This window comes from Halogeometricum sp. S1BR25-6 (genome assembly GCF_031624495.1).
Lineage (GTDB): Archaea > Halobacteriota > Halobacteria > Halobacteriales > Haloferacaceae > Halogeometricum > Halogeometricum salsisoli.
This window is the reverse complement of the sequence record NZ_JAMQOP010000005.1, coordinates 213,124-228,110: the sequence shown is the minus strand read 5'-3', so window position 1 is coordinate 228,110 and position 14,987 is coordinate 213,124. Positions and strand designations below refer to the sequence as shown.

Annotated in this window: 15 protein-coding genes and 1 pseudogene; 5 read left to right on the top strand and 11 right to left on the bottom strand. The window is 62.9% G+C overall.

What is annotated here, in order from left to right; translation table 11 throughout:
- The first annotated feature begins 192 nt into the window (after positions 1-192).
- Complete coding sequence (locus tag NDI76_RS20250) at positions 193-2,430, top strand: copper-translocating P-type ATPase (RefSeq protein ID WP_425498395.1); 2,238 nt, start codon at positions 193-195, stop codon at positions 2,428-2,430.
- Between the two features lie 162 nt (positions 2,431-2,592).
- Positions 2,593-3,576: a DUF7972 family membrane protein gene (locus NDI76_RS20245; protein WP_310925985.1), complete on the top strand. Its 984-nt coding sequence runs from the start codon at positions 2,593-2,595 to the stop codon at positions 3,574-3,576.
- A 30-nt stretch (positions 3,577-3,606) separates the two neighbouring features.
- Here NDI76_RS20245 and NDI76_RS20240 read toward each other — a convergent pair whose 3' ends face one another.
- The 5 genes and pseudogenes from NDI76_RS20240 to NDI76_RS20220 all read right to left on the bottom strand — a co-directional run bounded on the left by NDI76_RS20240 (position 3,607) and on the right by NDI76_RS20220 (position 7,394).
- Positions 3,607-5,094, bottom strand: coding sequence for a multicopper oxidase family protein (locus tag NDI76_RS20240; protein ID WP_425498394.1), 1,488 nt, complete (start codon positions 5,092-5,094; stop codon positions 3,607-3,609).
- A gap of 306 nt (positions 5,095-5,400) precedes the next feature.
- A pseudogene (locus tag NDI76_RS20235) lies at positions 5,401-5,646 on the bottom strand (ferredoxin).
- A gap of 246 nt (positions 5,647-5,892) precedes the next feature.
- Positions 5,893-6,486: a DUF998 domain-containing protein gene (locus tag NDI76_RS20230; RefSeq protein WP_310925984.1), complete on the bottom strand. Its 594-nt coding sequence runs from the start codon at positions 6,484-6,486 to the stop codon at positions 5,893-5,895.
- 180 nt (positions 6,487-6,666) lie between these two features.
- On the bottom strand, positions 6,667-7,068 hold the full coding sequence (locus NDI76_RS20225; RefSeq protein WP_310925983.1) for a helix-turn-helix domain-containing protein: 402 nt from the start codon (positions 7,066-7,068) through the stop codon (positions 6,667-6,669).
- Positions 7,069-7,235: 167 nt separating this feature from the next.
- Complete coding sequence (locus NDI76_RS20220; RefSeq protein WP_310925982.1) at positions 7,236-7,394, bottom strand: hypothetical protein; 159 nt, start codon at positions 7,392-7,394, stop codon at positions 7,236-7,238.
- A 58-nt stretch (positions 7,395-7,452) separates the two neighbouring features.
- Between NDI76_RS20220 and NDI76_RS20215 the strand changes: the two genes are divergently transcribed.
- The 3 genes from NDI76_RS20215 to NDI76_RS20205 all read left to right on the top strand — a co-directional run bounded on the left by NDI76_RS20215 (position 7,453) and on the right by NDI76_RS20205 (position 10,018).
- A complete protein-coding gene (locus NDI76_RS20215) occupies positions 7,453-8,868 on the top strand; it encodes a sodium-dependent transporter (RefSeq protein ID WP_310925981.1) in 1,416 nt (471 codons plus the stop codon).
- A gap of 76 nt (positions 8,869-8,944) precedes the next feature.
- Positions 8,945-9,301 (top strand): DUF8147 domain-containing protein, encoded by a 357-nt coding sequence (locus NDI76_RS20210; protein WP_310925980.1) that lies wholly within the window; start codon positions 8,945-8,947, stop codon positions 9,299-9,301.
- 165 nt (positions 9,302-9,466) lie between these two features.
- The gene (locus NDI76_RS20205) at positions 9,467-10,018 is read left to right on the top strand and encodes a TVP38/TMEM64 family protein (RefSeq protein ID WP_310925979.1); all 552 of its coding nucleotides are present in this window, start codon (positions 9,467-9,469) and stop codon (positions 10,016-10,018) included.
- A 14-nt stretch (positions 10,019-10,032) separates the two neighbouring features.
- Here NDI76_RS20205 and NDI76_RS20200 read toward each other — a convergent pair whose 3' ends face one another.
- The 6 genes from NDI76_RS20200 to NDI76_RS20175 form a co-directional block, all read right to left on the bottom strand.
- Positions 10,033-11,307, bottom strand: coding sequence for an MFS transporter (locus NDI76_RS20200; RefSeq protein ID WP_310925977.1), 1,275 nt, complete (start codon positions 11,305-11,307; stop codon positions 10,033-10,035).
- Positions 11,308-11,328: 21 nt separating this feature from the next.
- The gene (locus tag NDI76_RS20195; protein ID WP_310925976.1) at positions 11,329-12,450 is read right to left on the bottom strand and encodes an MBL fold metallo-hydrolase; all 1,122 of its coding nucleotides are present in this window, start codon (positions 12,448-12,450) and stop codon (positions 11,329-11,331) included.
- 305 nt (positions 12,451-12,755) lie between these two features.
- Positions 12,756-13,754, bottom strand: a complete 999-nt coding sequence (locus tag NDI76_RS20190) for a sulfite exporter TauE/SafE family protein (protein WP_310925975.1) — start codon at positions 13,752-13,754, stop codon at positions 12,756-12,758.
- A gap of 2 nt (positions 13,755-13,756) precedes the next feature.
- A complete protein-coding gene (locus tag NDI76_RS20185) occupies positions 13,757-13,906 on the bottom strand; it encodes a DUF7512 family protein (RefSeq protein WP_008385543.1) in 150 nt (49 codons plus the stop codon).
- 92 nt (positions 13,907-13,998) lie between these two features.
- Positions 13,999-14,475: a YeeE/YedE family protein gene (locus tag NDI76_RS20180; RefSeq protein WP_310925974.1), complete on the bottom strand. Its 477-nt coding sequence runs from the start codon at positions 14,473-14,475 to the stop codon at positions 13,999-14,001.
- Entirely contained in the window at positions 14,472-14,969 is a 498-nt protein-coding gene (locus tag NDI76_RS20175) for a YeeE/YedE family protein (protein ID WP_310925973.1), read from the bottom strand. The genes NDI76_RS20180 and NDI76_RS20175 overlap by 4 nt, the downstream gene beginning before the upstream one ends.
- Between the last annotated feature and the right edge of the window lie 18 nt (positions 14,970-14,987).

The window sequence follows — 14,987 nt, the reverse complement described above, 5'->3', positions numbered from 1 at the left end:
TGCTGTTGAGGGTGTGTTTAGATTCCACTGTTGGACATCGTCTTCACCGTTTTTCAGTAACTGAATCCCTCTAACATCCGTTGATTGCTTAGCGCAAGGGGCATAGACTCCGCTCCCGTAGAGGTACTCACCCCGGTGTCGGTGATTTCCGTCGGAAGACCAGACTTCGAGATCACCCACTCAGGAGAGACTATGACGGACCACGATACAGACGAGGGACACTCGAGAAGCGAGACGAACAACGAGAGCCCGGCTCACCGAGAGATACATCACGAGCAGTCCCACGTCGAGCAAGAGCTGCTCGAAGACGAAGTCCCCTCGTCGACAGATGCTCATGCCGGACACGGAGGGCACGACGCACACGCCGGACATGGAGACCACGGGGGAGACGGTGACAACGGCGTGAGCCACGTCGGACACGAACAGATGTTCAAAAAGCGGTTCTTCGTGAGCCTCCTGCTCTCGATCCCCGCCCTGCTCTTCAGCGAGGGGCTCCAAGCACTGCTGGACTTCTCTGTCCCTGCGTTCCCCGGAAGTGAGTGGATTAGCCCCGTCTTCGCGGTAATCGTCTTCGCGTACGGTGGCGTTCCGTTCATCGAGATGGCCGTGCCGGAGCTCAGGTCGCGTGAGCCGGGCATGATGACGCTGATCTCGATGGCGATCATCGTCTCGTTCGTCTACAGCCTCGCGACCGTCGTCGTCCTCCCGGGGATGGACTTCTTCTGGGAGCTGGTGACGCTCATCGACATCATGCTCCTCGGACACTGGATCGAGATGCGAAGCGTCCGACAGGCTTCGGGTGCGCTCGGCGAACTCGCGAAGCTGCTACCGGACACGGCCGAACGTCTCACCGACGACGGAGGCACCGAGGAGGTGCCGGTAACCGAACTCGAAGAAGGGGACGTCGTACTGGTTCGACCCGGTGCGAGTGTTCCCGCCGACGGCGTCGTCAAGGAGGGCGATTCCGACGTGAACGAATCGATGATTACCGGCGAGTCCCGACCCGTCTCCAAGGAGGCCGGCGAGGAGGTCATCGGCGGTACGATCAATGGCGAAGGAAGTCTTCGGGTACGCGTCGTCGCGACGGGTGACGATTCGACCCTCTCTGGGATCATGCGCCTCGTCGAAGAAGCCCAGACGAGCAAATCGCGGACACAGATGCTCGCGGACGAGGCGGCCGGATGGTTGTTCTACGTCGCTCTCGCGGCAGCCGCGGTCACGGCCGTGGGATGGACCATCGCCGTCGGGTTCAACGTCGAAGTCATCGAACGGATGGTGACCGTTCTCATCATCGCCTGTCCGCACGCACTCGGACTCGCCATCCCGCTGGTAGTCGCCATCAACACGTCGCTCGCAGCGCGAAACGGAATGCTGATCCGCGATCGTATCGCGATGGAGGAGGCTCGCGAGGTCGACGTGGTCGTCTTCGACAAAACCGGAACGCTCACCGAGGGCGAACAGGGCGTCGTCGCCGTCGAAACCGTCTCTGGAATCGATGAGAACGACGCGCTCGCACTGACTGCCGCCATCGAGGGAGACTCCGAACACATGATCGCCCGATCGATTCGTCAAGTCGCCGTCGAACGGGATCTCGTACTCCCGGAGACAAGCGGCTTCGAGGCCATCAAGGGACGGGGTGTTCGTGCCACCATCGACGGCGAAACCGTCCACGTCGGCGGGCCGAATCTACTCGACCAGTTCGGTATCGAGCCGTCGTCTGAGCTAACAGCATTCGCCGAAGAGGCCGGTGCGAACGCCCAAACGGTCGTCTACCTCGTTCGCGGCGGGGAAGCCGTCGCAGCGATCGCGCTCGCAGACGTCGTTCGCGAGGAAAGCCGACAGGCTGTCGAGGCGCTCCACGAGATGGGTATCGAGGTCGCGATGCTCACCGGCGACTCCGAAGATGTCGCCCGCGCCGTCGCCCGGGATCTCGGGATTGACACCTACTTCGCCGAAGTCCTCCCCGAAGACAAAGACAAGAAAATCGTCGAACTGCAGGAGCAGGGCAAGAACGTCGCGATGGTCGGCGACGGCGTCAACGACGCCCCGGCGCTGACCCGCGCTGATATCGGCATCGCGATCGGATCCGGGACGGACGTCGCGGTCGAGGCGGCCGATATCATCCTCGTTCAGAACAACCCGCTCGACGTCGTGCGGCTGGTCCGACTTTCCCGAAAGAGCTACCGGAAGATGCAGGAGAATCTGGTGTGGGCGGCCGGCTACAACGTCTTCGCGATCCCGCTCGCAGCGGGGGTACTCGCTCCGATCGGAATTCTGCTCTCGCCGGCGATCGGTGCGATACTGATGTCGCTGTCGACCGTGATCGTCGCGGTCAACGCCCAGCTCCTCCGCCGCGTCGATCTGAGCGTCCCGAGTCTACCGGAAACATCTGAATCGACAAACCCTGCTCGGAGGACCAGTCGTCAATAAGGAACGCCAAGTCAGCGACATGGATAAGTCTCGATAACGCCGCGTTCATCCACTTCGTCGTTGAAAAGGAGATAATGAACCCCACAGAGACGACCCAAGACGGCCAGAACAGCCGGGACGAACAACAGGGCCGCGCACAGGCCACCGAGTAGACCTCTCACTGTGTCTGACGACGAATCCACGACCATCGATAGCTCGTTCGCTCGCTGGGCGCTCGTCAGCGGGACGCGCGTCTCCGTCGCGGCGGCGCTTCTGCTCGGAGTCCTCGTACTGGCTGTCGTGACCGCGTCAGTCGGGCTTCTCTCGGGAACGCCGTCGAGCCCGATGTACTTCCTGTTCAGCTCGATTTTCGGCGGGAATCTCACGCTCGTCACTGTCGTCCTCTCCATCAATCAGCTCGTACTCTCGCGGGAACTCGGCGCTCCGGGGGAACTCCACCAGCGGATCCGGGAGGCGGTAGAGTACCGCCGCGAGGCCGAGGAGACGTCGGGGTCGTCGCCGAGTCCCGTCTCTCCGACCGGCTTCCTTCGCTTCCTTCACGAAGCCGTCGACGCCGACGCGAGAGCGCTTCGGGAGTCGCTCTCCGTAGAAACGACCGAGAACGAACAGCTACACACTCGGGTCGGCAGTCTCGTGGACGACCTCTCTGGAGATGCCGAAAGCGTAAGGCGGACGCTCAACGCATCGAGCGTCGACATCTTCGCGGTTATCGAAGCGACGCTCGGTACGAACCACGCCTCGCAGCTGTACGAAATCGCGGCGATAGAAGCCGAATTCGACGGGTTGACCGACGAGCAAGAGAGGCTACTCGACCGAATCCGCGAGCAGCTCCTGCACATCGACACCGCGCGGAAGTACTTCCGGACGGTGTACATCGAGAAGGAGCTCTCCTATCTCTCGCGGATCCTCCTCTACGTCGGCGTTCCGGTCGAGATTCTCACCGGCGGCGTGCTCGCCGTCTACGGCGCCGTCGGGTCGACGCCGCCGCCGCCGGAGTGGATGCTACCCTTCGTCGTCGTCTCGCTGACTGCGGGGTTCGCCCCGCTCGCGGTGCTGTTCGCGTTCGTACTGCGGCTCTCGTGGGTCGCACAGCGGAACACATCGGTCGCGCCGTTCGCCGACGCCGCCGAACGCGACGGCATCTGAGCCGGGGGACGAACTCGGTTGGGGTCGCGGTCACTCGACATACCGCAGCACCCGAGCCATCCCGGCGTCGAGATGGTAGAGGTTGTGACAGTGGAACAGCCAGCGGCCCGGGTTATCCGCGCGGAAGTCTATCGTCGCCTGCCCCATATGTCCCGGGACGAGGACCGTGTCTTTGACCGCGTCGCCGACGGCGAAGAAGTGCCCGTGGAGGTGCATCGGGTGAACGACCGGACTCCGATTCGTCAGTCGGATACGGACGTGCTCTCCGGGACGGATCTGGAGGGGGTCTGCGTCCGGGTAGGCCTGCCCGTCTATCACCCACGTGTAGGACGGACCGCCGCCGCGCGAGAGGGAGAGGTCGAACGTCCGGTCGGGATTACCACTTACGCCGTCGAGTGGCGAGAGTGCGTGCAGATCGCCGTAGGTCAACTGGTTACTCGACGAGGACGGCGAGGTCGGAGCGTCTGTCCCGTCCGCAGAATCGTACCTGAACACCGCTCTCGCCGGTGATTCGTTCCCGTCGAGCGCGTCTGCCCGGAGGGACCACGAACCCGAATTGTCCGCCACAACCACGGCGTCGTATCGCTCGCCGGCGCCGAAGACGAACGAGTCCACGTCGACGGGTTCGACCGGTCGTCCGTCGGCGTGCGTCACCGTCATCTCGTGTCCCGCCAACCGAACGCCGTACACGGTCGCGCTGGCCGCGTTCACGAATCGAAAGCGAATCCGCTCGCCCTCCGTTACCTCGAACGTCGCCGGGTCGTTTGGCAGTCGACCGTTGACGAGGTGACCATCGTAGGGGGGACGTACGTCGCCCATCATCCCGCCGCCCATCCCACCGCTCCCACCCATGCCGCCGCCCATCCCACCGTTCGTCCCTCTCTCGGACGGGAGACGAGGTTCCTCGGCGAGGTAGTCGTCGAACACGACGACGATGTCGCGGTCGTACTCGACGTGCGGGTTGCGTTCCTCGACGATAAGCGGACCGAGCAACCCGCGGTCGAGTTGTAACCCGACGTGGCTGTGATAGAAGTACGTGCCCGCGGGCTCGGCGCGGAACGTGTACTCGTACGTCTCGCCCGGTAAAATCGGGTCCTGCGTCACCCCGGGAACGCCGTCGACGGGATTCGGAACGGGGACGCCGTGCCAGTGTACCGTCGTCTCCGTGGGCAGGTCGTTCGCCAGTTCGACGCCGAGCACGTCCCCTTCGCGAACGCGGAGTTCCGGGCCCGGAGTTCGGCCGTCGTACGTCCACGTCGAGGATGTTCCAGTTGCTCCTGTGTCCGTGTCGGGCGCAGCGGTGAGTTGGACCGACGTGTCTGGTTCCTCGGTGACCGTCGGGCGCGGCGTGACCTCGCGTCCGTTCGATTCGGTGCCGGGTATCTCACCGAGACATCCGGCGATAGTGCCGACGACAGCCGCTTGGGTTGACCGGAGGAGCGCACGGCGGGATAGTCTCTTAGACGAGTCTCTGCTCGCTGCGGTTTCATCGTTTGGACCGGACTTGGGGGGAGCCATGGTTTGGTGTGTTCCGCGGTCCTCACAACGTATGCTGGTGACCCGGCGACATTAGTATTGTGCTATTAAGTAACTATCAGGCAATATACTGCGTACATGACTCCACCTTACGTCGAGCGGCTACACCGGATCGGACTGCGCTGCACGAGTTGTGATGCTCACGAACTGCAGGCGGGAGACGTTGTTCACTTCGACGGGACACACGACATCTCACCATCCGCAAACGCAGATAGCGTTGCGTTACTCGTTCTCGCCCGAAAGCACGAGTAATCGGGTGCTACTCAATGGCCGTCTTTTCGGCCCGCGTTATGGGACAAGCTGTTCGCCCTCGTCGTTGTAGATCGTAATCGCGTCCACAGGGCAGACTCGCGCGGCCATCTCTGCGTTGAACTCCTCGTCATCGGGAACCTCGCGGACGTACTCTTCCAAATTAGCCTCCTAGCTTCCAACGAGCGAGGCTTCCCCGACATCACGATCTGCGACGAACTGCCCCCACTCGTGGACACAGTTGAAAATTCCTGTACAGGTGTCGCGATCAAATTTGACTTGCATCGTAGGTTCCTCTACGGCTAGTAAGCAGGGGAATTGATTAGGTTCTCTGTTCGAGCGAAAGGTTCCATCCGGCGGGTGGATTACCGATCTAACTTCGTCCCATCAGTTAACGAGTCGTCACCGGTACCGCGAAGGGCGAGAAATGCTCCAAACGCCAGCGGCGAGAGTACGGCGCCGACATAAGGGTGCAACGGGAAATCCAGCGGTGTCCACCGACTGTTTCAGGTATTGGACCCGTCTCGGTCACTAGCCAGAACGATTCGAGTTGTTGTGCGGTGTTCCTAACAGATAGCCTCCGAAAGCGAGTATCCAAACGACGAGCGGGTAGATCACCCAGCGCTCGATTCCCCCGCTTCCGAGGAACGCTAGCGGATGCGGGCCACCGACAACGAGTCCATAGAAGAAGACGCTCACGAGGATGAGTAGTGAGATGCCACCGAAGAGACCACACAGAACGGAGAACGGCCCGGAAACGATTCTTGAGGAGAGGAGCGCTGTAAGACCGCCACTGAAGAACGTGAGAAGTGCGAACAGTCCGTGCCAAGGAGTCACGTTTCCCGGGAACACGCCGACGCCGAACGCGGCGAATCCGAAGATAGCGAGTACAAGCGGGAAGCGTCGGCGACTCATGGCACGGTAGAGGAAGTAGGCTGCAACCAGTACGAGCGCCCCCGTTACCAGCATCGTACTGTTGAATATCGCCGCGGAGGGTTCGTGGATAACTGGATTCGGTGGCTGCGTCGATCCGAGATCGCTGATATCCTGTCTGGTCGAATAACCCGGGTAGAGCACTTCTGCCGTGATGATTCCCATGAAGGCGATGAATCCGGAAAGAACCATGCTGAACCCCGCTATCGACGAGTCCGAATATCTGAATCGAGTCGGGAGTCCGCTGCGATCTGTTTTACTCACGTCGTGTACATCTATTCAGATAGAGTAAGGCATTTGCGAGACGACACGAAATGGTCACCACATCTCCCCTCCTCTAAGCCCAGTCAATCCGGCGTCGGGATGCGCCACTCACCCCTCGGCAGGGGACGTAGCCTGCGTCTGATCGTATTTATCCTCGAACTCTTGGATGAGTTGGCCCATCTTGGCGTACCAGTCGTTGAGCATCCGCTGCATATTGTCTGCAATCTTCGAGGGGTCGGTCGGAGAGTAGACGTGATAGTAACCGCCCTGTTCGTAGTTGATCTGTTCCTTCTGAATGAAGCCCACTTGAAGCAGACGCTGGACGGCACGGTAGGCAGTCGAACGCTCTCGATCGACTGTGTCTGCGATTTCGTCCACTGTGAGCGGTTCCGACGCGTCAACGACGGCTCGGAAACACTCCTTGTCGAGTTGCTTGAGGCCGTGGAAACACTCGAGGAGCCCCTCACACTCCATGTCCTGCTGGAGTTGTTCGGCCATAGAATCCGGCATTGGTATCAACAGTAAGTAGTCGTCGTCTCGCTAAAAGGCTTGTGTAGGGTTCTTGCAATTCTGTGCGTTTCTACCCTGCGGTATTCTTCGCCTCGGACGAGGCGTCCTACGTGACAGGTTCGAACATTCCCGTCGGTGGCGAGAGGACGGCGCACTGACTGAGGGCGTCAGAACACGAACGGCCAGACGAGTAGGAACGCTCTCGGCATCACGACGGTCGATATCACGATCAACAGCAGATCGAGCCTGACGCCCGCTCGAAGCAGATGTTCCCGATCGATGTCTCCGGTCCCGAACGCGATGGCGGGCGGGAACCGCTCTGCCACGTCGTTTGTCTACTGTTCCCAATCGGGATTTATGCACCGTGAAAGCGCAGACGTAGGCATGTCTTCGGACCGTTGGTCGTCCCGTCTCGGCTTTCTGCTCGCGACGACCGGGGCTGCAGTCGGACTCGGGAACATCTGGCGGTTCTCGGCCGTCGTCGGTGCGAACGGCGGCGGCGCGTATCTCGTTCCGTACCTCCTCGCCGCGTGTCTCTGTGCCGTTCCATTGCTCATTTTAGAACTCGCCGTCGGTCGCTCTCTTCGGACGGACGTCGTGTCCGCGTTCAGTTCGGTCAGACCCGAGTACGCGGCGTTGGGTTGGCTCGTCACGGGGAGCGTACTCCTCATCCTGAGTTACTATCTCGTGCTTACGGGCTGGGTGCTCGGATTTCTCGTCTCGTGGCTAGGAGGAGCTCAAACCACGTTCTCGGCGTTCACCGGTAGTTGGCACCCGGTCGGGTACTTCGTCGTCGTGACCGTCCTGACCGGTGGTATCACGTCGCTGGGCGTCCGTGACGGCATCGAACGGATGGCGCGGGTCGTGATGCCCACCGTCTTCGCGATACTCGTCGCCCTCGCGCTCTACGCGGCGACTCTCGCCGAATGGACCCGAGCCATCGCGTTCCTTTTCACACCGAACTTCTCGGTCTTAGGCGATCCCGGTCTGTGGAGCGCAGCGTTCGGACAGGTGTTCTTCTCGCTCTCGGTCGGACAGGGAATCATGCTCACGTACGGGAGTTACGTCGACGAGGAGACCGACCTGCTCCGGTCGTCGTTGCTGATCACGGTCGCGGATATCTTCGCGGCGTTGCTCGCCGGCCTCGTGATCTTCCCCATCGTGTTCAGCTTCGGCCTCCAACCGACGCTCGGCACCGAACTCGCGTTCACGACGCTTCCGACGGCGTTCGCCGCGATGCCGTTCGGCCGAGTCGTCGCCGTCGCGTTCTTCGGACTGCTGTTCTTCGCCGCGCTCTCGTCGGCGGTCTCGCTGCTCGAAGTCGGCGTCGCGGCCGTCACGAACACGACGCGGTTCTCCCGCTCACGGGCGACTTGGTACCTCACTGCGGGCGTCTTCGCACTCGGGCTTCTGTCCGCACTGAGCTACAGTCCGGTTCGGTTCGCGGTCGCCGGTAGGCCGGTTTTGGATCTCATCGACGAGTCCGTCGGAACGTACGCGCTTCCGATTTCGGCGGTCCTCATCACGTTCGTCTTCGTCTGGACGACCGAGATCGACGGCGTTCGCGCCGAACTGGGACGGCTGTATCCGCTCGTTCGGTACGTGACTCCAGCCCTCCTCATCACGGTCACTCTGGCGAAGGCTCTCGGTATCGCTCGACCCGCTTGGCGATTACTCGTGGACGCGACGCGGACGAGTCCGTTCGGGTTCGCAGTCGCGACTGCCGCGTTCGTGACTCTCGGAATCGGCGGCTGGTATCTCAGACGGCGACTCCGGTACACGGGTCGACGGGTGCAGTGAACTCGGGAGCGGTCTTGATGGCGGTCCGACGAAAAGCGGACGGTAGTTCTTTTAATTCGTCGGGCGATGCGTCGCTATGCGCGCTCGAACACTCGGATACGCCGTGGGGGCCGGCATCGCGACGTTCCTCGTCGTGTTCGTCGCGGTGTCTGAGGTTCTCCTTCCGTACGTCGAGTTCTCGGTTCTCGTCGGCATACCCGCGGGCCTCGTGACGGGTGCCTTCGCGGCCGCCTTCGTTCTCACTCAGACCGGTCAGAAAGCCAGTTCCACGCGGCGCGGTCTCGCTCGCGCACTCGGCGCATTCGGCGTCGTCCTCTTGGTCGCGTTCGCCCTCGCGCTGGTGCTCCAGTTGAGCGCCACGATTTCGATCGTGGTCGCGACCGTCGTCGGCCTTCTCGCAGGTGTCGGCGCGTTCGTGCGGAATCGAAGGTAGTCCACCGTTACCGTCTCCAATGCCGCCACAACTTCGACTACGGCCGGTGTTCACGTCGACGCGGACACGAACGCAGACGCTCGTCGGGGTCGCGGCTCTCGTCGCGGCCGTCGCGGTCGTCTCGGTCCTCTTTCAGCGGATGTTCCCGGGCTTCACTGATCCGATGTGGCTCCGGTCGAGGATCGGAGAGTACGGACGGCTCGCACCCCTCGTCTTCATCCTTCTCCAGGCGACACAGATCGTCTTGGCTCCCGTCCCCGGACAACTGGTCGCGTTCGTGGGCGGGTTCCTCTCGGCGTCCTCCACGGGACGACATACAGCCTCATCGGCGCCGCGCTCGGAAGCACGGTCGCGTTCCTCGTCGCCCGTCGGTACGGACGGCCCTACGTCGAACGGGGGATCGCCACCGACACCCTCTCCGCGTTCGACCGAATCGTCGCCCGGGAGGGCCAGTTCGCGCTCTTCTTCGTATTTCTCGTTCCGGGGCTGCCGGACGATGCGATCTGCTTCATGGCCGGTATCACGCGCCTTCCGCTCTGGAAACTCGTCGTAATCTCGGCGGTCGGGCGTATTCCCGGGTACCTGTTAGTGTGCTATGCAGGGTCGCAGTTTGCGACCGCGAACTACCTCGGGACCACCGTCGTTCTCGGTCTCATGGCGTTCGCGTCAGCTCTCGTCTACTGGCGGAAGGACGCGGTGCTCGCCAGAATACGGTGATCTGGCCTCGGCCGTTATTGATGAGATTCGAGATTCGGCGGTCGGCCGCTCCCCTCCGCGCCGCGTTCAGGGTGGGTCTCTCGCATCCAGATGAGCGTAACGGTTCCAGAGACGAACATCGCGGCGGCGACGGCGTAGAACGCTGCTTCTGTGGAGACCAGGTCAGCCGTCACGCCGATGAGAATCGCGCCGAAGCCGTAGCCGGCGTCGCGCCACATGCGGTAGACGCCGAGTCCGGTCGCTCGCCACGACGGGTGCGCGGCATCGCCGACGACCGTGATCAGGTTCGGGTAGAGAAGCGCCATCCCGACGCCCGTGACGCCGGCGGTCAGCATCCACGGCCAGTAGCCGTCGACCAGCACGGTCGCGAGCACTCCCGTGCCGGCGACGAACATCCCCGCGACAACCGGAGGCCGTCGACCGATATCGTCCGCGAGTTTCCCAGTGTAGAGCTGTAGCACTCCCCAGACGCCGCCGTACACGCCTACGACGACGCCGACCTGTGCGACGGACAGTCCGGCGTTCGTCAGGTACAGCGGGTAGGCTATCCAGACGAGCGCGTCGACGAACTTCTCGACGCTCCCGGCCTGCGCCGCCGCGAACAGCGTCCGGTCGCCCCACGTCGCCCGTTTCAGTATCGACCGGAACGGGAGGTCGGCGTCCGTCTCGCCGTCGTCCTCGGCTCCGGCCTCTGCCCGGGCGTACGGAAGCGTCTCCTCGACGAACAGGACCGAGACGACGAGGGCGAACACGACGACACCAGCGAGGAAGTAGAACGGTTCGGGCCGGAGTCCGTACCGCGCGGCGAGTACGCCCGTCACCCACGTGCCGACGGCGACGCCGCCATAGCCGAACGCCTCGTCGAGGCCGACGGCGAACCCGCGCGCGTCGTTTCCGGCGAGGTCTATCTTCGCGTTGACGCTCATGCTCCACGCCAGTCCCTGGTTGATGCCGAGGAGGACGTTCCCGAGCGTAATCCACCACCAGTTCGGCGCGTAGACGAGGACCACGGGAATCGGCAGCGCGACGAGCCAGCCGGCGACGAGGATGGGCTTCCGGCCGTAGGTCTCGGACCACTTCCCGCCGTAGAGGTTGAGCAGCGCCTTGACGAAGCCGAAGCTCACCACGAACGAGCCGATGACCAGCATCGACTCGACGCCCAGCACGTCGCGTCCGAGCACTGGGACGACGTTCCGCTCGGCCCCGATGGTTAGTCCGACCGCGAAGACGGTCAGCAGCTGTAACGCGAACTGCGACCGGTTTTGCCGAATGCCCTGCGTGTACGACATCGGTTAAAAATCGACTCGGTCTCAGTTGGCCGCGCAGTTGTTGGGACCGAGTTCGAGTTCCTCGACGTCGTCTCCCGGTTGCTCCTTGCCCCAGTTGATCTGCTTGATCTCGTTGTAGTTCGCCGGCTCGTCCGCGAGGCTCTCGACGATGGTCTCGACGAACGACTCCTCGTCGCCGTCCTCGACGTAGCTCAGGAGCTCGTTGGTCGTCTCCTCGCGGAGTTCGCCGAGTTCCGTCGCGAGCGGGCGGACCGATTCGTCGCTGAAGTGGCCGGGAAGCACGACCGTCCCCTCGTCGAGGTCGAGCAGACCGTCGAGGCTGTCGAACAGCCGGCTCGCGGCCTCGCGGACGGCGTCCTCGGAGCCGTCCTCGAGGTCGGGACGACCGACGCTTCGGAGGAACAGCGTGTCACCCGAGAGGAGCGCGTCGCCGTACTCGAAGGAGACGCTCCCCGGCGTGTGACCGGGCGTGTGACGCACGCCGAGTTCGCGGTCACCGACGTCGATGGAGTCGCCGTCGGTCATCTCCTTCATGCGGTCGAGGTCGCCGGTGTCCTCATCGTGGAGGTAGTAGGGGACGTCGAGTTCGCCTGCGAGCCGTCGCGCCCCGGAGACGTGGTCCGCATGGGCGTGTGTGTCGGCGACACCGACGATTTCGACCTCCTGCTCGTCGGCGACGTTCAGGTACTCGTCGACGTACTGCGTCGGGTCGACGACGACGGCTTCGCCGCCGTCGTGGACGAGATAGGAGACGCATCCCGTCCCGGGGCGGACGACCTGCACGACGCCGTCGGCGCCTTCGATTTCGTACTGGCGGTGGACGCGACCCCAGCCGTTCATCCCGTCGTCGATGGATTCGGCGTCGTACCCGTTTTCGCGGAGGAACTCCGCGGCGCGCCCGGATGTGATACCGGCGATACAGACGACGATTATCTCCTCGTCGTTCGGAAGGTCGTCGAGATGTTCCTCCAGCGTGGAGTAGTCGTACTCGAGGAGTTCGTCGTAGATAGGGAGGTTCGTGCTCCCGGGAATCTGCCACTCCTCGAAGTCTTCCTCGCGCCGGACATCGAGCACGAACGGATCTGTCTCCTCGTCTTCGATTCGCCGTGCGACCTCCGCCGCGCCGTATCCAGTATTGCTCATTACACCCACAACTACACACGTCATACTCTTAAATCCGTTGGCTCGATATCCCGCCTCCGGTGGCCGGCGCGAAGAGACCCGATTAGACGAGTAGAGAGGCTTTGTATCGGGTGACCTTCGACTCGACGAACAACTAATGGGGGAGGCGGCGATTTTGATCCGTCTCTTGGTTGCGAATACAGTACAATTCTAATGGACAAATGTTACGATACTGATACCACTCGAAACGACCTCAAAGTAGGAAGAATGAGCTCCGTCTGGTCACCTCGGTCAGGTTCGTCGTCTGTCGGCGAGGCGACGAGCGCTCAGGAGGTGGTGAGCCGACACCACGTCCCCATGCTATCGTTCCGAAGGCGGCAGACTGCGGCGAGGACGACCGCCCCGCTGACGAGGACCGCCGCACCGAAGATGAGCGCGATGCTCACTGTGTTCAGGACTTCGATCCCGTACGCGGCACCGAGTTCCTTCGCCGCGACGGCGACGCTCCCGGCGAGCAGCATCGCCGCGAAGTAGCCTTTAATCGCATCCTCTTCGACGAGTTGTGTTGCCCCCGCACCGATACGCGCGCCGAGTGCACTTCCGGCGAGCAGTGCGCCGACGACGGGTAACGCGACCGATCCGGACTGCGCGTAGCGGAACGCGCCGAACGCCCCCGAGATGGTGATCTGGAGGATGTCCGTCCCCACGGCGACGGCGGCGGGCACGCCGAGGCCGTACATCATCGCGGGCATCAGCAAGAACCCACCGCCGACGCCGAGGAATCCGGACAGGACGCCGATGACGAGACCGACCGCGAAGATGATGGTCCCGGACACACGGACGTCACCGCGTAGCGTCACCATCGGCGGGATGTGGAGCGACTGCACGCGGTCGGCGAGATTGTGTCCCGTCGAATCGGTACCCTTCGAGCCCCACGCGTCGCGCAGCGTAAACAGGCCGACGACCGCGAGTAGTCCCACGTACGAGATGCTGATGATGAGGTCCGCCATCCCGGTCGAATCCAGGAAGAACACGACGCTCTTCCCGCCCTCAATACCGACCGTCATGGCGACGGTCATGATGAGCGCGAGTTTGTAGTCGACCTGTCCGTGGTCACGGTGGCGGAGTGCGCCGATGACGCTCGTCCCGAAGACGAACGCCAAGCCGCTGCCGACTGCAACCGTCGAGGGGTAGCCCATCACCAGCAGCGCCGGCGTCACGAGGAACGACCCGCCCATGCCGAAGAACCCGAACAGGATTCCGATGAGCAGCCCGAATCCGACGAATATCCCCACCATCATCGGGGTCAGTCCGAGGATATCCATCCTCACTCACCCCCGACTGCGTCGAGGACCGTCTGTCCGACGAGGCTGCTGAGAGCGCCGTATCCCACGTACAGGACGACTGCCTCCACGAGGACGAGCCCTATCGTCGTTATCGCTTCCACCGAACCGCTCGCGGTTTCCAATCCCAACATTTCACGTTTCTCCTGTCTTCGTGTACGCTGTTTCGTTTTCCGTGCAATACTGGTCGCGCCTACCAACCGAGTGACTGTTTTGAAACATGGACTCAGTCGGTGGACGGTGCGGCCGCAGCGTCGGTCTCTTCGGCGCGCGAGGAGCGGACGAACCCCTGCGCGTACGCCCCGAGGAACATCCCGAGGATGGCCCACAGGATGGTGACGTTGCCGAGGCCGACGCTCGCGTAGGCGGCCCCGGGACAGATGCCGGAGAGCCCCCACCCGACGCCGAAGATCGCTCCACCGATCGGAACGTTCTTATCGAACGTCTTCAGCCGGCGAGTGTACCCACGACCGGTCAGCGGCGCCCGGTCGAGGAAATTCGTCGCACCGAAGATGGTGACCCCGGAGACGACGGCGGCCCCGCCCATCACGAACAGCAGGCCGAAGTCCTCGAACTGTAGGAAGTCGAGGACGATTTCGGGTTTCGCCATCCCGCTGAGTCCGAGACCGAATCCGAACACCAGCCCTCCGAGCAGGATCACGAGGGTGAACGCGAGTCCGCGCCCGTCGGTGTCGGCGCTCATGGGGATACCCCCAGCGCGGCGACGATCTGCGCCGTGCCGATGGCGAACGCCATGAACGTCGCGACGTTCACCAGCGACGTCTCCGAGAGCGAGCCGACCCCGCAGACTCCGTGCCCGGAGGTACAGCCTTTCCCGACGCGCGTCCCGACGCCGACGAGGAAGCCGCCGCCGAGTAGTCGCCACCACTGCACGTCGGTCGTCCAGCCGAACTCGCCGAACGCGAGCGCGTAGACGGCGGCTCCGCCCACGATGCCCAGCGTGAACACGACGCGCCAGTCGCGCGAGGCGAGGTACTTCGCCCGGTTGAACCGGGGCACATCCGAGACGTACGACAGCGTCGATTCGAGGAACGTGCTCGCGCCCGCGATGATGCCCGTTCCGAGGTAGATTACGGCGACGCCGAGGCCGATGAGCAGTCCACCGGCAGCGTACTGAGCGACGCCTCGCGGGAACAGATCGGCGAGTGCGACCAGCGGGAGTGTAGTTATGTCCATTAGTTTAGTTCGATAGTT

Excerpts from the sequence above, each read along its gene's own strand:
- NDI76_RS20250 (WP_425498395.1), top strand. The coding sequence starts at position 193 with ATGACGGACCACGATACAGACGAGGGACACTCGAGAAGCGAGACGAAC.
- NDI76_RS20240 (WP_425498394.1), bottom strand. The coding sequence starts at position 5,094 with ATGGCTCCCCCCAAGTCCGGTCCAAACGATGAAACCGCAGCGAGCAGA.
- NDI76_RS20230 (WP_310925984.1), bottom strand. The coding sequence starts at position 6,486 with ATGGTTCTTTCCGGATTCATCGCCTTCATGGGAATCATCACGGCAGAA.
- NDI76_RS20225 (WP_310925983.1), bottom strand. The coding sequence starts at position 7,068 with ATGCCGGATTCTATGGCCGAACAACTCCAGCAGGACATGGAGTGTGAG.
- NDI76_RS20215 (WP_310925981.1), top strand. The coding sequence starts at position 7,453 with ATGTCTTCGGACCGTTGGTCGTCCCGTCTCGGCTTTCTGCTCGCGACG.
- NDI76_RS20210 (WP_310925980.1), top strand. The coding sequence starts at position 8,945 with ATGCGCGCTCGAACACTCGGATACGCCGTGGGGGCCGGCATCGCGACG.
- NDI76_RS20200 (WP_310925977.1), bottom strand. The coding sequence starts at position 11,307 with ATGTCGTACACGCAGGGCATTCGGCAAAACCGGTCGCAGTTCGCGTTA.
- NDI76_RS20195 (WP_310925976.1), bottom strand. The coding sequence starts at position 12,450 with ATGAGCAATACTGGATACGGCGCGGCGGAGGTCGCACGGCGAATCGAA.
- NDI76_RS20190 (WP_310925975.1), bottom strand. The coding sequence starts at position 13,754 with ATGGATATCCTCGGACTGACCCCGATGATGGTGGGGATATTCGTCGGA.
- NDI76_RS20185 (WP_008385543.1), bottom strand. The coding sequence starts at position 13,906 with ATGTTGGGATTGGAAACCGCGAGCGGTTCGGTGGAAGCGATAACGACG.
- NDI76_RS20180 (WP_310925974.1), bottom strand. The coding sequence starts at position 14,475 with ATGAGCGCCGACACCGACGGGCGCGGACTCGCGTTCACCCTCGTGATC.
- NDI76_RS20175 (WP_310925973.1), bottom strand. The coding sequence starts at position 14,969 with ATGGACATAACTACACTCCCGCTGGTCGCACTCGCCGATCTGTTCCCG.